Source organism: Mesorhizobium sp. M0239, from assembly GCF_040321815.1.
Classification (GTDB): domain Bacteria; phylum Pseudomonadota; class Alphaproteobacteria; order Rhizobiales; family Rhizobiaceae; genus Mesorhizobium.
In genome coordinates, this window is the sequence record NZ_JAMYSG010000008.1 from 70,949 (window position 1) to 90,508 (window position 19,560).

The following is a 19,560-nucleotide window of genomic DNA, read 5'->3' on the forward strand; positions in this document are numbered from 1 at the left end:
GCGCCGTTTCACGGTGCGCGGATGCCCTTTCCCTGGCTTCCTTTCTCGGGCAGCCACGGGCAAGACAACGGGAAGCTCGGGTGATTTCGGCGCGGTGCGCGCGCGAGCGTCCTGCAATCCTGCCCCATGACCGTCCATGGGCGGTTTCGAGTGCCCTCTGCACGATCGAAACCGGGTCTGGCCAGTCGATGCGACTGGCAGAATGCGCGACCGGCGGGCTCTCCTTCGAAAGCCCGCCGGTCAATTCGTCAACGGCGCAGACCGAGCTTCTCGATCAGCGTCTGGTAGCGCGCGTCGTCCTTGCGCTTGAGATAATCAAGCAGGCTGCGGCGCTGGGAGACGAGAGCAAGCAGACCACGGCGGGAATGGTTATCCTTCTTGTGGTCCTTGAAATGGTCGGTCAGGTTCTTGATGCGCTCGGAAAGGATGGCCACCTGGACTTCCGGAGACCCGGTATCGCCCTTGGCGGTTGCGAATTCACCCATCAATTCCTGTTTGCGCTCGGCAGTAATCGACATCGTGTTTTTCCTTATCTGTTTGAGGAAACGGGTCGCCCTCAGCCGGGATGTCGTCCAGCAGGGGCCGGTGCAAGCAAAACGTCATAGCGCTATGCTGCGGCGCATATAGTGCAATTCCCCGGAAAACACCAGCCCAATTCACAAGCCGGCTTTTCAGCCCGAAATGGCGAGTTTTAGCCTTGTCAAAGCCATTTCTTCCATTTGAAGAAGGCGATCAGCCCGAACGCGACAAGCGCCATGAACAACAGCGACAAGGGATAGCCATAATAGGCCTTCAGTTCCGGCATGTTCCAGGGCGAAGACTCCGGATCGAAATTCATGCCCCAGATGCCGACCAGGAAGGTGAGCGGCATGAAGATGACCGAGACGATGGTGAGATAGCTGATGACGTCGTTGGTGCGCGCCTGGCTCAGCGACAGGTGCATCTCGATCAGGCCGGTCAGCATGTCGCGCTGGGTTTCGACCAGCTCGATCAACCGTAGCGCATGGTCGAGCGTGTCGTTGAGGAAGATCTTGGTCTCGGCCTTCACATAGGGCACATCGTTGCGGATCAGCGTCGCCAGCGCATCGCGCATCGGCCACAGCACGCCTTTCAGCACGTTGGCGTCGCGCCGCAATTCATGCAGCTGCCGCATCTGATGCTTGTGCGGCGAATGCAGCATCTGGTCCTCGATGCTGTCGACCGTATCGCCGGCGGCCTCGATCGGCGGAAAGTAGCTGTCGACGATGGCGTCGATCAGCGCATAGGCGAGGTAATCGGCACCGCGCGCGCGCAACCGGTTGGGCGCTGAGCTTTCGATGCGCTTGCGCACGGGATCGAACGGATCGCCTTCACGCTCCTGGAAGGTGACGACGAAATTATTGCCGAAGAAGACGGCGATCTGCTCATAGCGGTGCGAGGCGACGTCGTCGATCATCCTGACGACGACGAAGGCATGATCCTCGAAAAAGTCGACCTTCGGCCGCTGGCCGGTGTTGACGACGTCCTCCAGCGCCAGCGGATGCAGGCTGAAAATGCGGCCGATCTCCTCGATCAGCGGGATGTTGGCGAGGCCGGTACAATCGAGCCAGATAACCGGCCACTTGTCGCAATGGGTGTTGAGGTCGTCGATGCTGGCATTTTCGATAGTCTTGAATTTTTCGGGCGAGATCAGCGTCAGCCTGAGTTCGCTGCGCCGCGCCGAGGGATCGGCGATCAGCGTGCCGGGCGACGCACCGACCGGCGGCCGCCGCGTTTTCACTGGTGCCCGCGTCTTCACGGTCTCAGCCTTTGCCATATGCCCCTCGTGCGAGTCCTCGCCTCGACATTAGACGACAGGAGTCACCCGGCAAAGACCCGCTTGGGCTTGAACATGCCTTGCTCGATGGCACCGATGGCGACCAGCTTGCCGCGCGCCGTGGCGCAGGCTTCCTCGGCTACCACCGGTGCATCACGGCCGCGGATGATGACTGGATTGCCGAGGCGGACCTTGGTCGCCGCATCGTCGCTGATGGCGATCTGCGGCAGGCAGTCAAGGGCGGCCGATGTATCGACCAGAAGCGCATCGATGGCGTCGAAGTCGATTGGTACTTCCACCTTGTCGACAGCCTCTGTCGTGTCAGCGGCTTCCGTTGCGTCCGTGACGTCCGTCGTGCTGTCTTCGTCCTGGACACCGAAACGGGCGGCTTCCAGTTCGGCAATGGTGACGAAATCCTCCGCCGTGAACGGCTCGACCTCGACCCGGCGCAATTCGGAAATGTGGCCGAAACAGCCCATGTCGCGGCCCATGTCGCGGGCCAGCGCGCGCACATAGGTGCCCTTGCCGCATTCGACCTCGAAAACAGTATGGTCGGCGCCATGCTCGACAACGTCCAGACGGCCGATCTCGATCTCGCGCGCGGGTATGTCGACTGTCGCGCCGTCGCGGGCCAGATCATAGGCACGCTCGCCCGCGATCTTGATGGCCGAGAATTGCGGCGGCGTCTGCATGATGACGCCAGTGTATTTCGGCAGCAGGGCGAGCACTTGGGCTTGCGACGGGCGCAGGTCGGACTCTTTCGTCACCGGACCTTCGAGGTCATCGGTGGAGCGCTCCTGCCCCCAGGCAACGGTGAAGCGATAGATCTTTGCGCCGTCCTGCACGTAGGGAACGGTCTTGGTGGCCTCGCCAAGCGCGATCGGCAGCATACCGGACGCCAGCGGGTCGAGCGTGCCGGCATGGCCGGCCTTTTCGGCCTGGAACAGCCATTTGATCTTGGAGACGGCTTCGGTCGAGCCCATGCCGACCGGCTTGTCCAGGATCAGCCAGCCCGAGATCGGCCGGCCCTTCTTCTTGCCGCGGCGCGCCACTATTCGGTGTCCTTGTTGTCGTCTTTGCCCTGATCCGCGTTTTCCTGGTCCTCAGGACCCAGATCGCGCGCCACTTCAGGTGACTTCAACAGGTCATTGATCCTGGCAAAATTGTCGAAGGAGGTGTCGAGCTTGAAGCGGAACTCCGGCATGAACTTCATCTGCCGCAGCGCGCCGGAGACACGGCCACGGACGAATTTCGCATGCTTGTTCAGCGCCTCGACCACCGCATCGGTATCCTTGGCGCCGAGCGGCGAGACGAAAGCGGTAGCGACCTTCAAATCGGGCGACATGCGCACTTCCGAAACCGACACCACGGTGCTCTCGATCAGCGGATCGATGATCTCGCCGCGCTGCAGGGTTTCGGATAGCGCATGGCGCACCTGTTCGGCGACGCGCAGCATGCGCTGGGATGGGCTGGATGTGGTTGGACGGGGCATTTTCTCTATCCTGAAAGCGTGAGGCGCGGGATGGGACCGTGCCGCATGTCTCATATGGGTCGTTCTCAATAGACCTCGGGCGGCGGCCTCTCGGCCACCGCCCGGTATGGACAAGTCACTCGAACTCAGAGTGTCCGGGTCACCATCTCGACGCGGAAGCACTCGATGACGTCGCCGACGCGCATGTCCTCGTAGTTCTGGAAGGCCATGCCGCACTCCTGGCCGCCGGGGACTTCCGAAACTTCGTCCTTGAAGCGCTTCAGCGTCTTCAGCGTCCCTTCGTGGATGACGACGTTGTCGCGGATCAGGCGCACCCCCGCACCGCGTTCGACCTTGCCTTCGGTGACACGGCAGCCGGCGATCTTGCCGACCTTGGTGATGTCGAAGATCTCGAGGATCTGCGCGTTGCCAATGAAGGTCTCGCGACGCTCCGGCGACAGCAGGCCCGACAGAGCCGCCTTCACGTCATCCACGAGGTTGTAGATGATCGAGTAGTAGCGGATCTCGATGCCAGCCGCCGCTGCGGCGGCACGTGCCTGGACGTTGGCGCGGACGTTGAAGCCGATGATCGCGGCACCCGAAGTCTCCGCCAGCGACACATCGCTTTCGGTGATGGCGCCGGCACCGGCATGGACGATGCGCGCACGCACCTCGTCGGTGCCGAGCTTGTCGAGCGCGGCGTTGATCGCCTCGATCGAGCCCTGCACGTCGCCCTTGATGACCAGCGGGAATTCCTTCAGCCCGCTTGTCTGCAATTGCGACATCATCTGCTCGAGCGAACCGCGCTGGCCGGCATGCTTGGCAACCGCCTTCTCGCGCGCCAGACGCTGGCGGTATTCGGTGATCTCGCGGGCACGGGCCTCGTTGTTGACCACGGCGAAGCGGTCGCCGGCCTGCGGGGTGCCCTGCAAGCCAAGCACTTCCACCGGCATCGCCGGCGGCGCTTCCTTGATCTGCGTGCCACGATCGTTGACCAGCGCACGCACCCGGCCCCATTCGTTGCCGGCAACCAGGATGTCGCCCGGCATCAGCGTGCCGGTCTGCACCAGCACGGTGGCGACGGGGCCACGGCCCTTGTCGAGCTGGGCTTCGATGACGACGCCTTCGGCGGTACGATCCGGATTGGCCTTCAGGTCAAGAATTTCGGCCTGCAGCAGGATCGCCTCGAGCAGTTTGTCGAGATTGGTGCCCTTGGTCGCCGACACTTCGACGTCCAGAACTTCACCCCCCATGGATTCGACGAAAACCTCGTGGCGCAGCAGCTCCGAGCGCACTTTCTGCGGATCGGCATCATGCTTGTCGATCTTGTTGATCGCCACGATGATCGGAACGCCGGCCGCCTTGGCATGGCTGATCGATTCGATCGTCTGCGGCATGACGCTGTCGTCGGCCGCAACCACCAGGATGGCAATGTCGGTCGCCTGGGCGCCACGAGCACGCATCGCTGTGAAGGCGGCGTGGCCGGGCGTGTCGATGAAGGTGATCTTGTGACCGTTCTTCTCGACCTGGTAGGCGCCGATGTGCTGGGTGATGCCGCCGGCTTCGCCGGAGACGACATTGGCGTTGCGGATCGCGTCGAGCAGCGAGGTCTTGCCGTGATCGACGTGACCCATGATCGTCACGACCGGCGGACGCGAAACCAGGTCCTCGGCACTGTCGGCGATGTTGAACAGGCCTTCCTCGATGTCGGACTCGGCGACGCGGCGGACCGTGTGGCCGAATTCGGTGGCAACCAGCTCGGCCGTGTCGGCGTCGATGACGTCGCCCGGCTTCAGGATCTGGCCCTGCTTCATGAAGAACTTGACCAGGTCGACCGCGCGCTCGGACATGCGTTGCGCCAGTTCCTGGATGGTGATGGTCTCTGGCAGGATCACTTCGCGCATGACTTTCTCGCGCGGCTCATTGTGCATCGCGCGCTTGAATTTTTCCTGGCGGCGACGCATCGACGACAGCGACCGGGCTCGCGCGTCTTCGTCGGACAATGCTGAATTCAGCGTCAGCTTGCCGCGGCGGCGGTCTTCCTCGGCCTTGGTCGGCTTGGCCGGACGCGCCACTTCGGGCGTGACCGGACGGCGCACCGGTGCGCCGGCACCAACACGTTTCGGCTTGGCCACTTCCTCGTCATCGACTGTTGCCAGTTCGGCGGCCAATGGCGCGCGTCGACGGGCCTCTTCCTCAGCCCGACGGCGGGATTCTGCCTCGGTCTGCAACCGCGCCTCTTCCTCGGCCTGGCGGCGTGCGGATTCATCGCGTTCGCGCTTGCGGCGCTCTTCGTCCTCGGCGCGACGCTTGGCATCCTCGGCGGCGCGCTGGCGGTCCTCGACCTCGCGAACCTTCGAGCCCTCGAGCGCCCTGCGGCGTGCTTCCATTTCACTGCGCGACAGTTCGTTCAGCACCATACCGCTGCGTTCGACCGGGGCCGGCGGCGGTGGTGGCGCCTTCGGTGCTTCCGGCACGACGACGGGTGCGGCCACGACCGCCGGCTTCGGTGTGAAGACGGGGGCGGCAACAGGCTCCGGCTTGTCGCCGGGCATCGAGAACTTGCGCTTCTTGGTTTCGACGACGACCTGCTTGGTGCGGCCGTGCGAGAAGTTCTGGCGCACAGTGCCCTGTTCCATACCGGGGCGCTTCAGCGTCAAGGTCTTCTTCGGCGTCACACTCAGCGTATTGTCGTCACCCGATTTCGTATCGCTCATTCCATATCCTCTGCGGCATCATCTTCGTCAGCAACAGCCGCAAGCATTGCCAGATCGTCCGGGGAACCGCCCCGATACCGGTCGAGCGCAACCATGCGCTTCTGGACCGCCCTGCCCGCGTCTCCCGCGAGAACGGCAGCATGTATCACATTTGTACCCCCCAATGCCAAGCTCAACTCGGCCTCGGAGAAAAGTTTGTAGGCAAGGATAGCGGGCCCGCCGAGATGGACTGTCGCCCGTCGCGCCTGGCTGATCTTGCGCACGCCGTCGTCGGACGCCTCGGTCGCGTGGAGCACGAAAAGCGCCAATCCACCGCGGACAGCACTTTCGACCTTGGTGGCACCCAGCGAAATTGCGCCTGCCTTGCGGGCAAGACCAAGCATGCCCAGAGCGTGCCTGGAAAGTAGCCCGTCGATCATGCCGCCAAGATCGGGCGGCACGACCACCTGTGCCTTGAAGGCGCGGGCAAAGAGGTTCTTCGCCGCAGCCTTGTCGATATGTAGGCGGTCGGCGCTCACCCAGCAACCGCGGCCGGGCAGATTTCTCTTAATGTCGGGAACGACGGCCGAATCCGGGCCGACGACAAACCGGATCAGATCATCCGGTTCGGCTTGTTTGCGCGTAACGATGCAGGTGCGATCGTTCATCTCGTCCAAGGGCGGGTTCGGTGCGATGCGGTTTCACCTCACGCACCAACGGCTTCGTCAGCCGAGACTTCTTCGGCTGCAAGCTCGTCTTCGGTGATCCAGCCGGCCTTGAGGCGGGCGGCCAGAACCATTTGTTCGGCGTCTGCGCGGGTCACGCCATGATTGGCCAGCACGCCCGGATAGACCTTGGTCTCACCGTCCTTGCGTTCCTTCCAGCCGGTCAGGTCGTCGGCGGCATAGCCGGCGAAATCCTCGATCGTCTTCACGCCGTCCTCGCCAAGCGTCACCATCATGGCGGTGGTGACGCCGGGGATTTCGCGCAATTCGTCCGAAACACCAAGCGCCTTGCGCTTGTCATCGTGCTCGGCCTCGATCTTCTCCAGATATTCGCGAGCGCGGGTCTGGATTTCCGAAGCGGTGTCCTCGTCGAAACCGTCGATCGAGGCGATCTCGCCGGAATCGACATAAGCGACTTCCTCAACGCTGGTGAAACCTTCGGAGGCCAGCACCTGGCCGACCATCTCGTCGACGTCGAGGGCTTCCATGAACAGCGACGAACGCTCGACGAATTCCTTCTGGCGGCGCTCGGATTCTTCGGCCTCGGTGAGGATGTCGATATCCCAACCGGTCAGCTGCGAAGCGAGACGCACGTTCTGGCCGCGGCGGCCGATGGCCAGCGACAGCTGGTCGTCGGGAACCACGACTTCGATGCGTTCGGCATCCTCGTCGAGCACGACCTTGGCGACTTCCGCCGGCTGCAGCGCGTTGACGATGAAGGACGCCGCCGAAGGCGACCACGGAATGATGTCGATCTTCTCGCCCTGCAATTCGCCGACGACGGCCTGGACGCGGCTACCGCGCATGCCGACGCAGGCACCGACCGGATCGATCGAGCTGTCGCGCGAGATGACGGCGATCTTGGCGCGCGAACCTGGGTCGCGGGCGACCGATTTGATCTCGATGATGCCGTCATAGATTTCCGGCACTTCCATGGTGAACAACTTGGCCATGAACTGCGGATGGGTACGCGACAGGAAAATCTGCGGGCCGCGCTGCTCGCGGCGCACATCGTAGACATAGGCGCGGACGCGGTCGCCATATTTGTAGTTCTCGCGCGGGATCAGCTCATCGCGGCGGATGATCGCTTCGCCGCGGCCGAGATCGACGATGACGTTGCCGTATTCGACGCGCTTGACGGTACCGTTGACGATCTCGCCGATGCGGTCCTTGTACTCGTCATACTGGCGGTCGCGTTCGGCCTCGCGGACCTTCTGCACGATGACCTGCTTGGCCGACTGGGCGGCGATGCGGCCGAAATCCATGGGCGGCAGCTGTTCAGCGATGAAGTCGCCGAGCTGAGCGTCGGGATTGCGCTCGCGCGCCGAGGAAATGGCGATCTGCGTGGCGTAGTCATCGACCTTCTCGACGACTTCCATCAGCCGCTGCAGCTTCATCTCACCGGTGTTCGGGTTGATGTCGGCGCGGATGTTGGTCTCCTGACCGTAACGCGAGCGCGCCGCCTTCTGGATCGCATCGGCCATGGCGGCGATGACGATCGACTTGTCGATCGACTTTTCACGCGCGACCGCGTCGGCGATCTGCAGCAATTCAAGTCTGTTGGCGCTTACAACCATCGTTTTTCTCCCGAGCCTGTTTGCCGGACCTTTGCGCCCGGCAGCTCAATCATAGTTCCTGTTCGTGTTCTTCCGTGGCGTCCGCTTCCGCACCCGACTCGTCGTCGTCCGGTTCGCCGCGGCGTTTCTTGGCTTCCTTGCGCGCCCTGTTGTCCTTCGACAGGGCATCGCGGATAAGATCGTCTGTCAGGATCAAGCGCACATCGGCAATCGCATCATAGGGGACGCGCACCGTCGGCTCCTCGCCATAGGCGGCCTTGTCGCGCTCGATCAGCACATCGTCTTCGCCGGCTTCGGCGATCTTGCCCTTGAAGCGCTTGCGGTCGGCAACGACGATCGATGTTTCCATCTTCACCAGATGACCCGTCCAGGTCGTGAAATCCGATTTGCGGACCAGCGGCCGGTCGATGCCGGGCGACGAGACTTCAAGATGATAGGCCTTTTCGATCGGATCGTCGACGTCGAGCGCCGGCGACACCGCGCGGCTGACCTCTTCGCAATCCTCGACGGTCATGGTGCCGTCCTCGCGTTCGGCCATGATCTGCAGCGTCAGCCCGTTCTGGCCCGACAGATGCACCCGCACGAGGCGGAAGCCGATGCCACGCAGGACCGGCTGGACGATCAGCGCGATGCGCGCATCGATGCCGCTTTCGCGGATGATGCGATCGTCGCCCTCGCTTGCCGTTGCAGTCATTGAAGCCCTGTCGTTCTACTAGGTTATCGGCAGGTAATAAAAAAGAGCGGGACCGGGTGGACCCACTCTTCGTCATACCGACCAAGAATTTGAGGCTGATATAAACGATCATGGCCTGTGTTTCAAGCCCGCTATGCTGGTCGGGCAACGCCGCCATCGAGGCGGCCCGCGCCAGCGTTGCATGGGGTGCATGGCGCCTATGCGGCGACCCCCATGGGATTGGCGCCGAAACGCACCTACCTATGTTGCGCTGCACAAATGTGGCCGTGGGTCACACGTGCGCGAAAGGACATGATCATGAGCAATCGCAAGATATTTTCTGCAATAGGCGACTTCTTCACCGTATTCGGCAGCGCCGTGGCCGCTTCACGGGCCGTGGAAGCCGGTCGCAGGCCGCGCGCCGACGACCTGCGCAACCTCGGCGTCGAGCCTGCCGCCTTCGATCGCATCGGCCGCCGCTTCTAGCTTTGACGCAATTCCGGACGGAAAACCGTTTCACACTTTTCCTGGAATTGCTCTAAGACCGCGAGCCTATTTCCGAATGAAGGTAAGATAGGCCGGCCGCCGGCCCTCACGAATGGCCTTGACCTCGTAACGGGTGCCCGGCCAGCCTTCATAGGGCCGGTGCCAGTCCGCCGCCTCGCAAGCCTGCCATGCGAACGCGCCATGCGCGCGGCAATGCAGCAGGGTCCAGTTGACATAGGTGTCGATGTCGGACGCAAAGCGGAATTTTGAACCAGGCTTCAGCACACGCGCGAACCGCTCGAGATTGACCGGGCTGACGAAGCGCCGCTTCCAGTGTTTCTTCTTCGGCCAGGGATCGGGATAGAGCAGATCGATGCCGTCGAGCGAGGCTTGCGGCAGCCAGTCGAGCAGCCTTGTGGCGTCGTCGTCATAAACCCGCAAATTGCCGAGCGGTTTCTCGCGCACCGCCATCATCATCTTGGCCATGCCGTTGACGAAGGGCTCGACGCCGATAAAGCCGATCGCTGGGGCCTCGGTCGCACGATGCAGGAGATGCTCGCCACCGCCGAAGCCAATCTCGAGGCGAACCGCGCGGACATCCGTCTCAAACAAAGCGCTGAGATCAGCCGGCGGCTCGGCCGCCAGATCGAGCCGATATGTGCCGAAGCCGCTTTCCAGCGCGGCCGCCTGCTGCGGGCGCATGGTCTTGCCGCGCCGGCGACCGAAAAAGGCTTCGGTCGCGCGGCTTGGTCTGTCCTTCGGATCCATGGCGGGACTTTGCGGTGCCGCTGTCAGGCGGCGACCGCGTCCTTGAGTGCCTTGGCGAGATCGGTCTTTTCCCAGGAGAAAGACCCATCACGGCCGGCCTTGCGGCCGAAATGGCCGTAGGACGACGTCTTGGCGTAGATCGGTTTGTTGAGATCGAGGTGACGGCGGATGCCCGACGGCGACAGATCCATCACCGTGCGCAACGCGTCCTCGAGCTTTGCCTCGTCGACCTTGCCGGTACCGTGCAAGTCGACATAGACCGACAGCGGCTGAGCAACGCCGATGGCGTAGGAAAGCTGGATGGTGCAGCGGTCGGCGAGTTTCGCCGCCACGACGTTCTTGGCCAGGTAGCGCGCCGCATAGGCCGCCGAACGATCCACCTTGGTGGTGTCCTTGCCGGAGAAGGCGCCGCCGCCATGGGGTGCGGCACCACCATAGGTGTCGACGATGATCTTGCGGCCGGTCAGTCCGGCATCGCCGTCCGGCCCGCCAATGACGAACTTGCCGGTCGGATTGATGTACCACATGCAATCGTCGGCGATCTTGAGGTCGCCCAGCGCCTCTCGGATATAGGGTTCGACGACCTTGCGGACCTTCTTCGAATCCCAGCTCGCATCGAGATGCTGTGTGGACAGCACGATCTGCGTCGCCTCGGCGGCCTTGCCGTCGACATAGCGAACGGTGACTTGGCTCTTGGCATCCGGCCCGAGCTTGCCGGCTTCACCGCTGCCTTCGTGACGGGCGGCAGCCAGCAGTTCGAGGATCTTGTGGCTGTAGTAGATCGGCGCCGGCATCAGATCCGGCGTCTCGCGACAGGCGTAACCGAACATGATGCCCTGGTCGCCGGCACCCTCTTCGCCCTGACGGTCGGAGGCATTGTCGACGCCCTGGCCGATGTCAGGCGACTGGCCGTGCAGCAGAACCTCGATCTTCGCCGTTTTCCAATGAAAGCCGGCCTGCTCGTAGCCGATTTCGCGGATCGCCTTGCGGGCGACCGATTTGAACTTGGCCGGATTGACGACCGAATGCCCGGCGGCATCCTTGAGAATATTGCCGGCCTTGTCCCGCTTGAGCAACGTGTCGGGAACACGCACTTCGCCGGCGATCACGACACGGTTGGTGGTGGCCAGCGTCTCGCAGGCGACACGGACTTTCCACGGGTCCATGCCGGTCTTCTTGGCTTCGCGATACACCAGATCGACGATCTCGTCGGAAATCCGGTCACAGACTTTGTCGGGATGGCCCTCGGCAACGGATTCCGAGGTAAAGAAGTAGTTCTGCCGCGTCACGGGTGTCCCCTCTTGAAAAACGATCGGCAGGCTGCCGATTTTGGCGCGCCACGTGTTAGCGGGGCGAAGCGCCGCTCGTCAAGCGGTGCTTCGGTTCTGGCATGATGTCGATGCAGTTATCTTGTGCCACCGGCGGCAAGACGCCGCCAGTCCTGGCGTGATTGCCGATCAGTCGGGATCGTCGGTGGAGAGGGACTTGACCAGGTCTATGATCCTGCGGCGCACCTTGGCGTCCGCGATCTTGACAAAGGCCCGGTTGAGCTGGAGTCCTTCGGGACTGCCGCAGAATTCGACGGCGAAAGCCATCGACGCGTCCTCGGCAAATCCGCGGCCCGCCACGGGCTCCTGGCCGGGCGCATCCTCGAAAAAGAAGGCGACAGGCACGCCGAGTATGGACGCTATCGCCTGCAATCGGCTGGCGCCGACGCGGTTGGTGCCTTTTTCATATTTCTGAATCTGTTGAAATGTGATGCCGAGGTTTTCTCCCAGCTTTTCCTGGCTCATTCCCAGCATGTTGCGGCGAAGCCGGATGCGACTGCCAACATGGATGTCGATCGGATTCGGTTTCTTCTTGTTGTCTTCTGTCATTTTTTCCTCGCCGAATTTTTTCGGCTTTCTCTATTTTTTTCCTGCCCAAACAAAGCCGGAGGCAACTGCCCCAACAGAACGATCCACCGGCTTCGAGAAATTTTCAGGCACTTACAGTATGAGTTTCTAATGTGTGGGCTGTCAATTCACCCGTAGCCTTTGCCTTACGTTCAACAGCGCTGCCCCAACGGCAAACAGCAACATGATCAGCATTCCGTTAATGCGCCGTTGGCCGGGAGATATGAGCGCCTGTCCGGAAATCGGTATGTGGGCGTCGATGGCGCCGCGTGCGTCGATCGCAAGCGCATCGACGATGCGCCCACGCGGATCGACGACGGCCGAGATGCCGTTGTTGGCAGCACGCACCAATGGCAATCCATTTTCCACCGCACGGATCTGGGCCTGCCTGAAATGCTGATACGGACCCGGCGTGTCGCCGAACCACGCATCGTTGGTAACGTTCACAATAAGCTGCGCTGACGCAGCGTCAACTGCCACAAGATCGGGAAAGATCACCTCATAACAGATAAATGGCAGCGCACGGATGCCATCGGGCAGCGTGATGGCGTGGCGCTCATTGCCGGCCGCGAAACTCATCGGCCCGGCAACCAGTTGCTCGATGCCGAAACGCTGGAGCAGATCGGCGAAAGGCAGGTATTCGCCGAACGGCACCAGGTGAACCTTGTCGACGGCGTCAGCGATTTCACCCTTGTCGTCGATCGCCACCACGGAGTTGTAGTAACGGCTGTCGGCATTCGCGGCCGAACCGCCTTCCTCGCGAACGACGCCGGCAATCAGCATCTGGCCGGGTCCGAGCATGTCCCCCAGCGCCGTCAATGCGTCCGGACGCTCGGTGAAGAGGAACGGCACCGAGGTTTCGGGCCACAAGATCAGTTGCGGCTTTTGATGGCCTGGGTCCGGCGCCTTGGCCGAGAGCCCCATCAGGACCGCGAAGATGCGGTCGCGCACCGAGGCATCCCATTTTTCCGACAGGTCAACGGCCGGCTGGACGATGCGGACATCCAGGCTGCGTGAAGCTGGCGGTTCGGGAGCGGCAAGCCTGACATAGCCGAAGCCGACATGGGCGGCGGCGAGCACGACAAACAGTGCCGCGCCGAGGCGCAGATGCCGACGTGCCGCCAGCAGTGCCGGCAATGCGAAGACGAACACCGCGAGCGCGTTCATGCCGATCATGCCCGTCACCGAGACGCTCTGCATCAGCAGCGGCACGGGCATGGCCGCGTAGCCGACGGCATTCCAGGGAAAACCGGTGAACAGGAAATCGCGCAGCCATTCCGCCAGGCCGAAGCCGAAGGCAAGGGCGGCGATGCGGCCAATGTCGTTGCTCCACAGCAGCCGGGCAACGATTGCCGCAAAGCCGTAGAAAAAGGCGAGCATGAAAGGAATGCCGACCACCGCGAAGGGAAGCGCCCAGGCAAAACTGTCGGCCTCGACCAGCAGCGCCGAGCCGATCCACCAGAGGCCGGCGAGGAAATAGCCGAAACCGAACCACCAACCGACGGCGAAAGCCGGCCGCAGGCGCTGGAACAGGCTGCCGGAAGCTTCGCCGGTGGCGCCGTCGAGCAGCCAGACCAGCAGCGGAAACGAGACGAAACAGGCGGCGAAGAAATCGTAAGGCGCCTGCCCAAGCACGGCAAAAGCGCCTGCGAGAAACGCCACGAGCGCACGCCGCCAACCCCAAAGCAGAATTATCCGGCCGGTGAGGCGCTCCATGCATACTTCCGAGTCGCGAATCAGGACACAAGATTTAACAGGCTGCGCTCCGCGCTCCAAACGGCGGATGGGCTGGCTGAGATGCACAGCTTCGGCCCTGCCCTACCGGTGCCAACCCTCGATTTGGACGCCGCCCAGCCGCTCGGCCTCCTCGCGCGGAACCGAACGGATGGTCTGCGTGAAGGTCCAGACATGGCCTTCGGGGTCGCGTGCACGATACTGGCGCTCGCCGTAGAACTGATCCGCCGGCTCCTGGATTATATCAGCGTCGACCGCCCGCGCCTGCTCGCAATGCGCATCCAGGCCGCGCTTCAGCCTGACATAGATCGACTGCGTGTTCTTGCCCAAGACCGAAGCCGGGCTGGCAACATAATCGCTCCATTCGGAATCTACGATGATGTAGCTGTCGCCGAATCGCATCTCTGCATGGACGAGTTTCCCTCGGCATCGCTGACCACCATGCTGCGCGCGAAGCCTAAGGCTGCTTCCAGCCAGTCCAGCGCGGCACGAGGGTCCTTATAGAAAACACCGGACCCCAGACTTGGATGCTTGAAGGGGTCCTCGACCGCCATCCCTAAGCGCCTGGATTCTGGTTTTGCCGCATGATGTTCATTCGAAAAGTCTGCAACTTTTCGGCATCATGCTTAAGCCCTGGTTTTGCCGCATGATGTTCATCCAAAAAGTCTGCAACTTTTCGGCATCATGCTTACGCCTGTTCGGTGCGCGCGGTGGCGCGCCGGCGGCGCTCACCCTTCTGGCTCTGCACGATGCGCACGCGCTTGACGCGGCGCGGATCGGCGTCGAGGACGTGGAACTCGAAGCCGGGTATGGCCTGCACCACCTCGCCGCGGGCCGGAACACGGCCAAGCGTGTTGAAAATCATGCCGCCGATCGTGTCGACATATTCGCCATGTTCACCGGCGGCGAAATCCCCGCCGATCATCTTGGCGACGTCGTCGATCTCGGCCTTGCCGTCGACGATGAACACGCCGTCGCCGCTCTGGGTGATCATCGGCTCGTCGTCGTCATGCTCGTCCTCGATGTCGCCGACCACCATCTCGACGATGTCTTCCAGCGAGGCGAGGCCGTCGGTGCCGCCATATTCGTCGATGACCAGCGCCATCTGGGTGCGCGTCGTCTGCATGCGGCCCATCAGGTCGGAGGCAAGCATCGACGGCGGCACGAACAGCACCGGGCGGATCAGATTGAGGTCGCCAATGGTGCGTGCGAGGTCGACCTGGGCAAGATCGAGAACCGTGGCAGCGGGGGTTTTCCTGGTCGTGCGGCCCTTCTTGACGCGCGCGATCTTGGTGATGTGGGCCAGCACGTCACGGATATGGACCATGCCGCGCGGATCATCGAGCGTCTCGGAATAGACCGGCATGCGCGAATGGCCGGATTGTTCGAAAGTGCCCAGGAGATCGCCGAGCGTCGTCGTGATTTCGACCCCCTGAATGTCGGCGCGCGGTACCATGACGTCCTCGACGCGCACTTCGCGCAGCCGCAGGATGTTGTTGAGCATGGCGCGTTCGCCGGGCGAGAAGGCGCCGGCATCGCTCGTCGTCTCGGCTAGCGCGCCGGCAATTTCCTCACGCAGGCTGGTTCCGTTGCGTTGCCTGAACAGGCCCAGAACGCGGTCGAACAGTGAGGGACCGGCAGGCAACGTCTCGCTGGCAGCGCTGCCAGCACCGGCAGCAGCAGAGGTACTGCTAGCGCCAGACGTAACGGTACTCGGACTTGATCCCTCTTCCGACGTGTCGGAAGCCTTGTTCGCACTGCCGGCGTCGGGGCGGGCGGCAGTCTCTGGTTTGTCGTTCATCGTCGTCCGGTCAATTGATCAGATGTAGTTACGCGTAGGGGTCGGGAATGGCAAGCCTTGCAAGCGCCGCGCGTTCGACGGCTTCCATCGCCTCGGCCTCGGCCTCGGTCTCGTGATCGTAGCCCAGCAAATGCAGCAGGCCGTGGATGACGAGATGGGTGATATGGTTCTCGACCGGCTTGTCTTCCAGTGCCGCTTCATGGGCGACCGTTTCGGCGGCCAGCACGATGTCGCCCAGCATCGGCGGCAACGGACCGCCTTGCGCAAACGGAAAAGCCGGGAAAGACAAGACGTTGGTCGGCTTGTCCTTGCCGCGCCAGCCGGCATTGAGGAGCTGGACATGGGCGTCGTCGGTAAAAACGAGGCTGAGTTCGGAACGGCCCGCCACGCCGGTTTCGGCAAAAGCCGCCTTGACCGCGCCATCGACCAGCCGCGTCAGGCTTACCTCGTCGGGCCAGTTGCCCGCCTCAACCGATATGTCGATGTCGACGGGAACATTCCCGTCGCCGGATATTATGTCCTCAGGCATGAAGCCGCATCGTCAACATCAATTCTCGGCGCCGAGGCCGCGCGCCAGCTTGGCGTCCCGGTCGTAGGCCCTGACGATTTCCGCCACCAGTGGATGGCGGACCACATCGCCGTCGTTGAAGCGCACGGTGACCGCGCCCGCCACACCGTCCAGCACGCGCAAGGCTTCGACCAGGCCCGATTTGGTGTTGGAGGGAAGGTCGATCTGGGTCGGGTCGCCGGTGACGATCATGCGCGAATTTTCGCCCAGACGCGTCAGGAACATCTTCATCTGCATCGGAGTGGTGTTCTGCGCCTCGTCGAGGATGACGGCGGCATGCGCCAGCGTGCGGCCGCGCATGAAGGCGAGCGGCGCGATCTCGATCACTTCGGCGGCAATGGCGCGCTCAACCTTGTCGGCGGGCATCATGTCGTAGAGCGCATCATAGAGCGGCCGCAGATAGGGATCGACCTTCTCCTTCATGTCGCCGGGCAGGAAGCCCAGCCGTTCGCCGGCCTCGACCGCAGGCCGCGAGAGAATGATGCGCTCGACCATGCCGCGCTCGAGCAGCATCGCCGCATGCGCCACCGCCAGATAGGTCTTGCCGGTGCCGGCCGGGCCGATGCCGAACACCAGTTCCGACCGTTCCAGCGCCCGCATATAGGCGTCCTGGTTGAGTGAACGGGCATAGATCGTCTTCTTGCGGGTGGCGATCTGGGCGGCGGAAACCTTGCCCTTACGCTCCAGCGTCGGCAGGGTCAGCTGATCGTCGGCGGCAATCGCCATGCGCACGGCGCCATCGACGTCGGACTGGCCGATATCGACGCCCTTCTGGAGAATGCCGTAGAGATTGTCGAGCGCGCGGCGCGCCTGCTCGGCGGCCGACGCCGAACCCTTGATGGTCAGCTGGTTGCCGCGTGAGCGGATGTCGACGCCAAGCTTCTGCTCCAGCCTGGCGAGGTTTTCGTCGAACTGACCATAAAGGGCGCTGGCAAGCTTGTTGTTGTCGAAAGTCAGAACGATGTGCGCCATGTCAGAAGCCCCAGATGCCGGTACCGGGGGCAGGTTCTTCAGCTCTGCTGCGCTCAACCGTCTCTCCTCATCTGCCGAGACCCTCAGGCCAATTCGGCGAACAGGCTATTGTAGCCCGTCTTCGTGATTCGCACCTGGATAATGTCACCGATTTCGCCGGCCTTTTCATCAACAATAACCGGCTGCAGCCAAGGTGAGCGGCCAACCTTCTGGCCGGCCTGACGGCCGGGCTTCTCGATCAGCGTGTCGATGGTGCTTCCAACGAGGCTCAAGCCGAAATCCTGCTGCTGCTTCACAAGCAGAGCCTGCAGCCGCTGCAAGCGCTCGTCCTTGACCGTTTCGGGCACATGATCGGACATTTCGGCGCCCGGCGTGCCGGGGCGCGGCGAATATTTGAACGAGAAGGCCGAGGCGTAATTCACCTGACGCACCAACTCCATCGTCGCCTCGAAATCCGCTTCTGTCTCGCCGGGGAAGCCAACGATGAAGTCGCCGGAGAGCGCGATGTCAGGCCGCGCGGCACGGATACGGTCGAGCAGCGCCAGATAATCCCTCGCCGTGTGCCGGCGATTCATCGCCTTGAGGATGCGGTCGGAGCCGGATTGCACCGGAAGATGCAGATAGGGCATCAACGCCGGCAGATCGCGATGGGCCGCTATCAGTTCGTCATCCATGTCGCGCGGGTGGCTGGTGGTGTAGCGCAGACGCGCCAGCCCGGGGATTTCGGCCAGCCTGAAGAGCAGGCGGCCAAGGCCCCACTCCTCGGTCTTGCCCCCTTTGGCCTCGCCCCGGCCATGCCAGGCATTGACGTTCTGGCCAAGCAGCGTCACTTCGCGCACGCCGGCTTCGGCCAGGCGCTCAGCCTCCGCGACAATCTGCGCCACCGGCCGGGAGACTTCGGAGCCCCTTGTGTAGGGCACAACGCAGAAGGTGCAGAACTTGTCGCAGCCTTCCTGCACGGTGAGGAAGGCGGTGACGCCGCGCTTGATGACCTCGGCGCGCTTGGGCTGCGGCAGATGCTCGAACTTGTCCTCGATGGCGTAGTCGGTCTCGACGATCTTTTCGCCGCCGCGCACCCGCGCCAGCACGTCCGGGAGCCGGTGATAGGTCTGCGGACCGATGACCAGGTCGACGGCAGGCGAACGGCGGATGATCTCGGCGCCTTCGGCCTGCGCCACGCAGCCGGCGACGCCGACCAGCATCTCACGGCCGGCCAGGGCACGCTCGGCTTTCATGTCGCGGATACGGCCGAGCTCGGAATAGACCTTTTCGGCCGCCTTCTCCCTGATATGACAGGTGTTCAGCAACACCAGGTCGGCCTCGCCAATGGCATCGGTCGCGGAATAGCCGTCGGCAGCCAGCGCATCGGCCATACGCTGTGAATCATAGACATTCATCTGGCAGCCATAGGTCTTGATGAAGACTTTTCTCGCTGCCGCGGGAAGCACCGCCGGCTGTCCAGCCGTAGTGCCGATGTCGTCGCTTTCTATCGTGTTCAAGTCCATAAGGCGGCTTCTAACGCCTTTCCGTGACAAAAAACAGACGATTCTCGGCGCGCCAGCAAGGGCATGCCGGAGCTACCGGCTCGGCCGCGGGTCGGCAAGCGCCGCCTGCATCATCTCACGCACCTGGCTTTCCATCAGTTTCGACGTCTCCTTGCGGTTCGAACCCTTGGAAAAGTCGATTGCCTCGCCGAAATGCACCTCGACGTCGAGCGCGCCCTCAGCGAGCAATACCTTGAGATGCGGCATCAGATCCTCATCGCCGATCCAGGCGGCAAGCGGGCGATGCCGGCGGCCGAGCGGCACGCCGTGCAGACGCGTATAGGCGATCGCCACCGGCTGGATGAACACCTGTTCCGCCGCGCCTTCGGAAATCGCCATCGAGGCGGCGCCGAACAGCGTGCTCTTGAACGGCAGGACCATATTGCCGTCGCCGGTCGAGCCCTCGGCAAACAGCACCATCGCATCGCCCTTGGCCATGCGGCTGGCAATCTCGCTTGCCTGGTCGCCCGACGATCGCTTGCGCTCGCGCTCGATGAACACGGTGCGCTGCAGCTTCGACAGCATGCCGATCAGCGGCCAGCCTTCCATATCCGCCCTGGCGATGAACTTTACGTCGGCAAAAGAGCCGAGCACCATGATGTCGGTCCAGGAGATGTGATTGGACGCAACCAGCAGCGGGCGCTTGTCGGACAGCGTTCCCTTGACATGGATGCGCATGCCGAGCGCCCTGACGATCAGCCTGTGCCAGATCTTGAGGATGAAGGTTTCCGGCCACCAGCCGGTCTTCATCGACAGGATCTGTAACGGCACGAGGACCAGCGAACCGGCGACAACGAGGCCCAGCGCCAGGAAAATCCTGATTTTCTTGATCATCGCCTCATCCCGGCCGTGTCG

At 62.8% G+C, this 19,560-nt stretch carries 19 protein-coding genes; 1 reads left to right on the top strand and 18 read right to left on the bottom strand.

Annotated elements, in window-relative coordinates; translation table 11 throughout:
* Positions 1-248: 248 nt before the first annotated feature.
* From rpsO to rimP, 8 genes are all read right to left on the bottom strand, one after another.
* Positions 249-560 (bottom strand): 30S ribosomal protein S15, encoded by a 312-nt coding sequence (gene rpsO / locus NKI99_RS10195; RefSeq protein ID WP_269470859.1) that lies wholly within the window; start codon positions 558-560, stop codon positions 249-251.
* Between the two features lie 140 nt (positions 561-700).
* Positions 701-1,795, bottom strand: coding sequence for a magnesium/cobalt transporter CorA (gene corA / locus NKI99_RS10200; protein WP_023811403.1), 1,095 nt, complete (start codon positions 1,793-1,795; stop codon positions 701-703).
* Positions 1,796-1,839: 44 nt separating this feature from the next.
* Positions 1,840-2,847 carry a tRNA pseudouridine(55) synthase TruB gene (gene truB, locus NKI99_RS10205; protein WP_023811404.1) on the bottom strand — a complete coding sequence of 336 codons (1,008 nt, stop codon included), beginning with the start codon at positions 2,845-2,847 and terminating at the stop codon, positions 1,840-1,842.
* Positions 2,847-3,287: a 30S ribosome-binding factor RbfA gene (gene rbfA / locus NKI99_RS10210; RefSeq protein WP_023811405.1), complete on the bottom strand. Its 441-nt coding sequence runs from the start codon at positions 3,285-3,287 to the stop codon at positions 2,847-2,849. Before rbfA ends, truB begins: the two co-directional genes overlap by 1 nt.
* Positions 3,288-3,412: 125 nt before the next feature.
* Positions 3,413-5,983, bottom strand: coding sequence for a translation initiation factor IF-2 (gene infB / locus NKI99_RS10215; RefSeq protein WP_352610752.1), 2,571 nt, complete (start codon positions 5,981-5,983; stop codon positions 3,413-3,415).
* The gene (locus NKI99_RS10220; protein ID WP_023811407.1) at positions 5,980-6,630 is read right to left on the bottom strand and encodes an RNA-binding protein; all 651 of its coding nucleotides are present in this window, start codon (positions 6,628-6,630) and stop codon (positions 5,980-5,982) included. The genes infB and NKI99_RS10220 overlap by 4 nt, the downstream gene beginning before the upstream one ends.
* A 38-nt stretch (positions 6,631-6,668) precedes the next feature.
* Complete coding sequence (gene nusA, locus NKI99_RS10225) at positions 6,669-8,264, bottom strand: transcription termination factor NusA (protein ID WP_013527896.1); 1,596 nt, start codon at positions 8,262-8,264, stop codon at positions 6,669-6,671.
* 49 nt (positions 8,265-8,313) lie between these two features.
* Positions 8,314-8,958 (bottom strand): ribosome maturation factor RimP, encoded by a 645-nt coding sequence (gene rimP, locus NKI99_RS10230; RefSeq protein WP_013527897.1) that lies wholly within the window; start codon positions 8,956-8,958, stop codon positions 8,314-8,316.
* A 297-nt stretch (positions 8,959-9,255) separates the two neighbouring features.
* Here rimP and NKI99_RS10235 point away from each other — a divergent pair, with 297 nt between their 5' ends.
* Positions 9,256-9,423, top strand: coding sequence for a hypothetical protein (locus NKI99_RS10235; protein ID WP_013527898.1), 168 nt, complete (start codon positions 9,256-9,258; stop codon positions 9,421-9,423).
* A 66-nt stretch (positions 9,424-9,489) separates the two neighbouring features.
* Here NKI99_RS10235 and trmB read toward each other — a convergent pair whose 3' ends face one another.
* The 10 genes from trmB to olsA all read right to left on the bottom strand — a co-directional run bounded on the left by trmB (position 9,490) and on the right by olsA (position 19,539).
* The gene (gene trmB / locus NKI99_RS10240) at positions 9,490-10,191 is read right to left on the bottom strand and encodes a tRNA (guanine(46)-N(7))-methyltransferase TrmB (protein WP_023811408.1); all 702 of its coding nucleotides are present in this window, start codon (positions 10,189-10,191) and stop codon (positions 9,490-9,492) included.
* A gap of 23 nt (positions 10,192-10,214) precedes the next feature.
* Positions 10,215-11,480, bottom strand: a complete 1,266-nt coding sequence (metK, locus tag NKI99_RS10245; RefSeq protein WP_023811409.1) for a methionine adenosyltransferase — start codon at positions 11,478-11,480, stop codon at positions 10,215-10,217.
* A 168-nt stretch (positions 11,481-11,648) separates the two neighbouring features.
* Positions 11,649-12,068 (bottom strand): helix-turn-helix domain-containing protein, encoded by a 420-nt coding sequence (locus NKI99_RS10250; protein WP_023811410.1) that lies wholly within the window; start codon positions 12,066-12,068, stop codon positions 11,649-11,651.
* A gap of 141 nt (positions 12,069-12,209) precedes the next feature.
* Positions 12,210-13,802: an apolipoprotein N-acyltransferase gene (lnt, locus tag NKI99_RS10255; protein ID WP_128304329.1), complete on the bottom strand. Its 1,593-nt coding sequence runs from the start codon at positions 13,800-13,802 to the stop codon at positions 12,210-12,212.
* Between the two features lie 102 nt (positions 13,803-13,904).
* Entirely contained in the window at positions 13,905-14,222 is a 318-nt protein-coding gene (locus NKI99_RS10260) for a VOC family protein (RefSeq protein WP_245273216.1), read from the bottom strand.
* Positions 14,223-14,508: 286 nt separating this feature from the next.
* A complete protein-coding gene (locus NKI99_RS10265; RefSeq protein ID WP_023811412.1) occupies positions 14,509-15,621 on the bottom strand; it encodes a hemolysin family protein in 1,113 nt (370 codons plus the stop codon).
* A gap of 28 nt (positions 15,622-15,649) precedes the next feature.
* Positions 15,650-16,150, bottom strand: coding sequence for an rRNA maturation RNase YbeY (gene ybeY, locus NKI99_RS10270; protein ID WP_023811413.1), 501 nt, complete (start codon positions 16,148-16,150; stop codon positions 15,650-15,652).
* 18 nt (positions 16,151-16,168) lie between these two features.
* Entirely contained in the window at positions 16,169-17,161 is a 993-nt protein-coding gene (locus NKI99_RS10275) for a PhoH family protein (RefSeq protein WP_023758127.1), read from the bottom strand.
* Positions 17,162-17,244: 83 nt separating this feature from the next.
* Positions 17,245-18,666 carry a tRNA (N6-isopentenyl adenosine(37)-C2)-methylthiotransferase MiaB gene (miaB, locus tag NKI99_RS10280; protein WP_023811414.1) on the bottom strand — a complete coding sequence of 474 codons (1,422 nt, stop codon included), beginning with the start codon at positions 18,664-18,666 and terminating at the stop codon, positions 17,245-17,247.
* Positions 18,667-18,738: 72 nt separating this feature from the next.
* Positions 18,739-19,539: a lyso-ornithine lipid O-acyltransferase gene (gene olsA / locus NKI99_RS10285; protein ID WP_352610753.1), complete on the bottom strand. Its 801-nt coding sequence runs from the start codon at positions 19,537-19,539 to the stop codon at positions 18,739-18,741.
* Positions 19,540-19,560 lie beyond the last annotated feature (21 nt).

Bases quoted from the DNA above. Each gene is read 5' to 3' on its own strand.
- miaB (WP_023811414.1), bottom strand. From the start codon at position 18,666: ATGGACTTGAACACGATAGAAAGCGACGACATCGGCACTACGGCTGGA.
- infB (WP_352610752.1), bottom strand. From the start codon at position 5,983: ATGAGCGATACGAAATCGGGTGACGACAATACGCTGAGTGTGACGCCG.
- olsA (WP_352610753.1), bottom strand. From the start codon at position 19,539: ATGATCAAGAAAATCAGGATTTTCCTGGCGCTGGGCCTCGTTGTCGCC.
- NKI99_RS10220 (WP_023811407.1), bottom strand. From the start codon at position 6,630: ATGAACGATCGCACCTGCATCGTTACGCGCAAACAAGCCGAACCGGAT.
- rimP (WP_013527897.1), bottom strand. From the start codon at position 8,958: ATGACTGCAACGGCAAGCGAGGGCGACGATCGCATCATCCGCGAAAGC.
- trmB (WP_023811408.1), bottom strand. From the start codon at position 10,191: ATGGATCCGAAGGACAGACCAAGCCGCGCGACCGAAGCCTTTTTCGGT.
- rbfA (WP_023811405.1), bottom strand. From the start codon at position 3,287: ATGCCCCGTCCAACCACATCCAGCCCATCCCAGCGCATGCTGCGCGTC.
- NKI99_RS10265 (WP_023811412.1), bottom strand. From the start codon at position 15,621: ATGAACGACAAACCAGAGACTGCCGCCCGCCCCGACGCCGGCAGTGCG.
- NKI99_RS10260 (WP_245273216.1), bottom strand. From the start codon at position 14,222: ATGCGATTCGGCGACAGCTACATCATCGTAGATTCCGAATGGAGCGAT.
- corA (WP_023811403.1), bottom strand. From the start codon at position 1,795: ATGGCAAAGGCTGAGACCGTGAAGACGCGGGCACCAGTGAAAACGCGG.
- lnt (WP_128304329.1), bottom strand. From the start codon at position 13,802: ATGGAGCGCCTCACCGGCCGGATAATTCTGCTTTGGGGTTGGCGGCGT.
- NKI99_RS10235 (WP_013527898.1), top strand. From the start codon at position 9,256: ATGAGCAATCGCAAGATATTTTCTGCAATAGGCGACTTCTTCACCGTA.
- NKI99_RS10275 (WP_023758127.1), bottom strand. From the start codon at position 17,161: ATGGCGCACATCGTTCTGACTTTCGACAACAACAAGCTTGCCAGCGCC.
- ybeY (WP_023811413.1), bottom strand. From the start codon at position 16,150: ATGCCTGAGGACATAATATCCGGCGACGGGAATGTTCCCGTCGACATC.
- NKI99_RS10250 (WP_023811410.1), bottom strand. From the start codon at position 12,068: ATGACAGAAGACAACAAGAAGAAACCGAATCCGATCGACATCCATGTT.
- nusA (WP_013527896.1), bottom strand. From the start codon at position 8,264: ATGGTTGTAAGCGCCAACAGACTTGAATTGCTGCAGATCGCCGACGCG.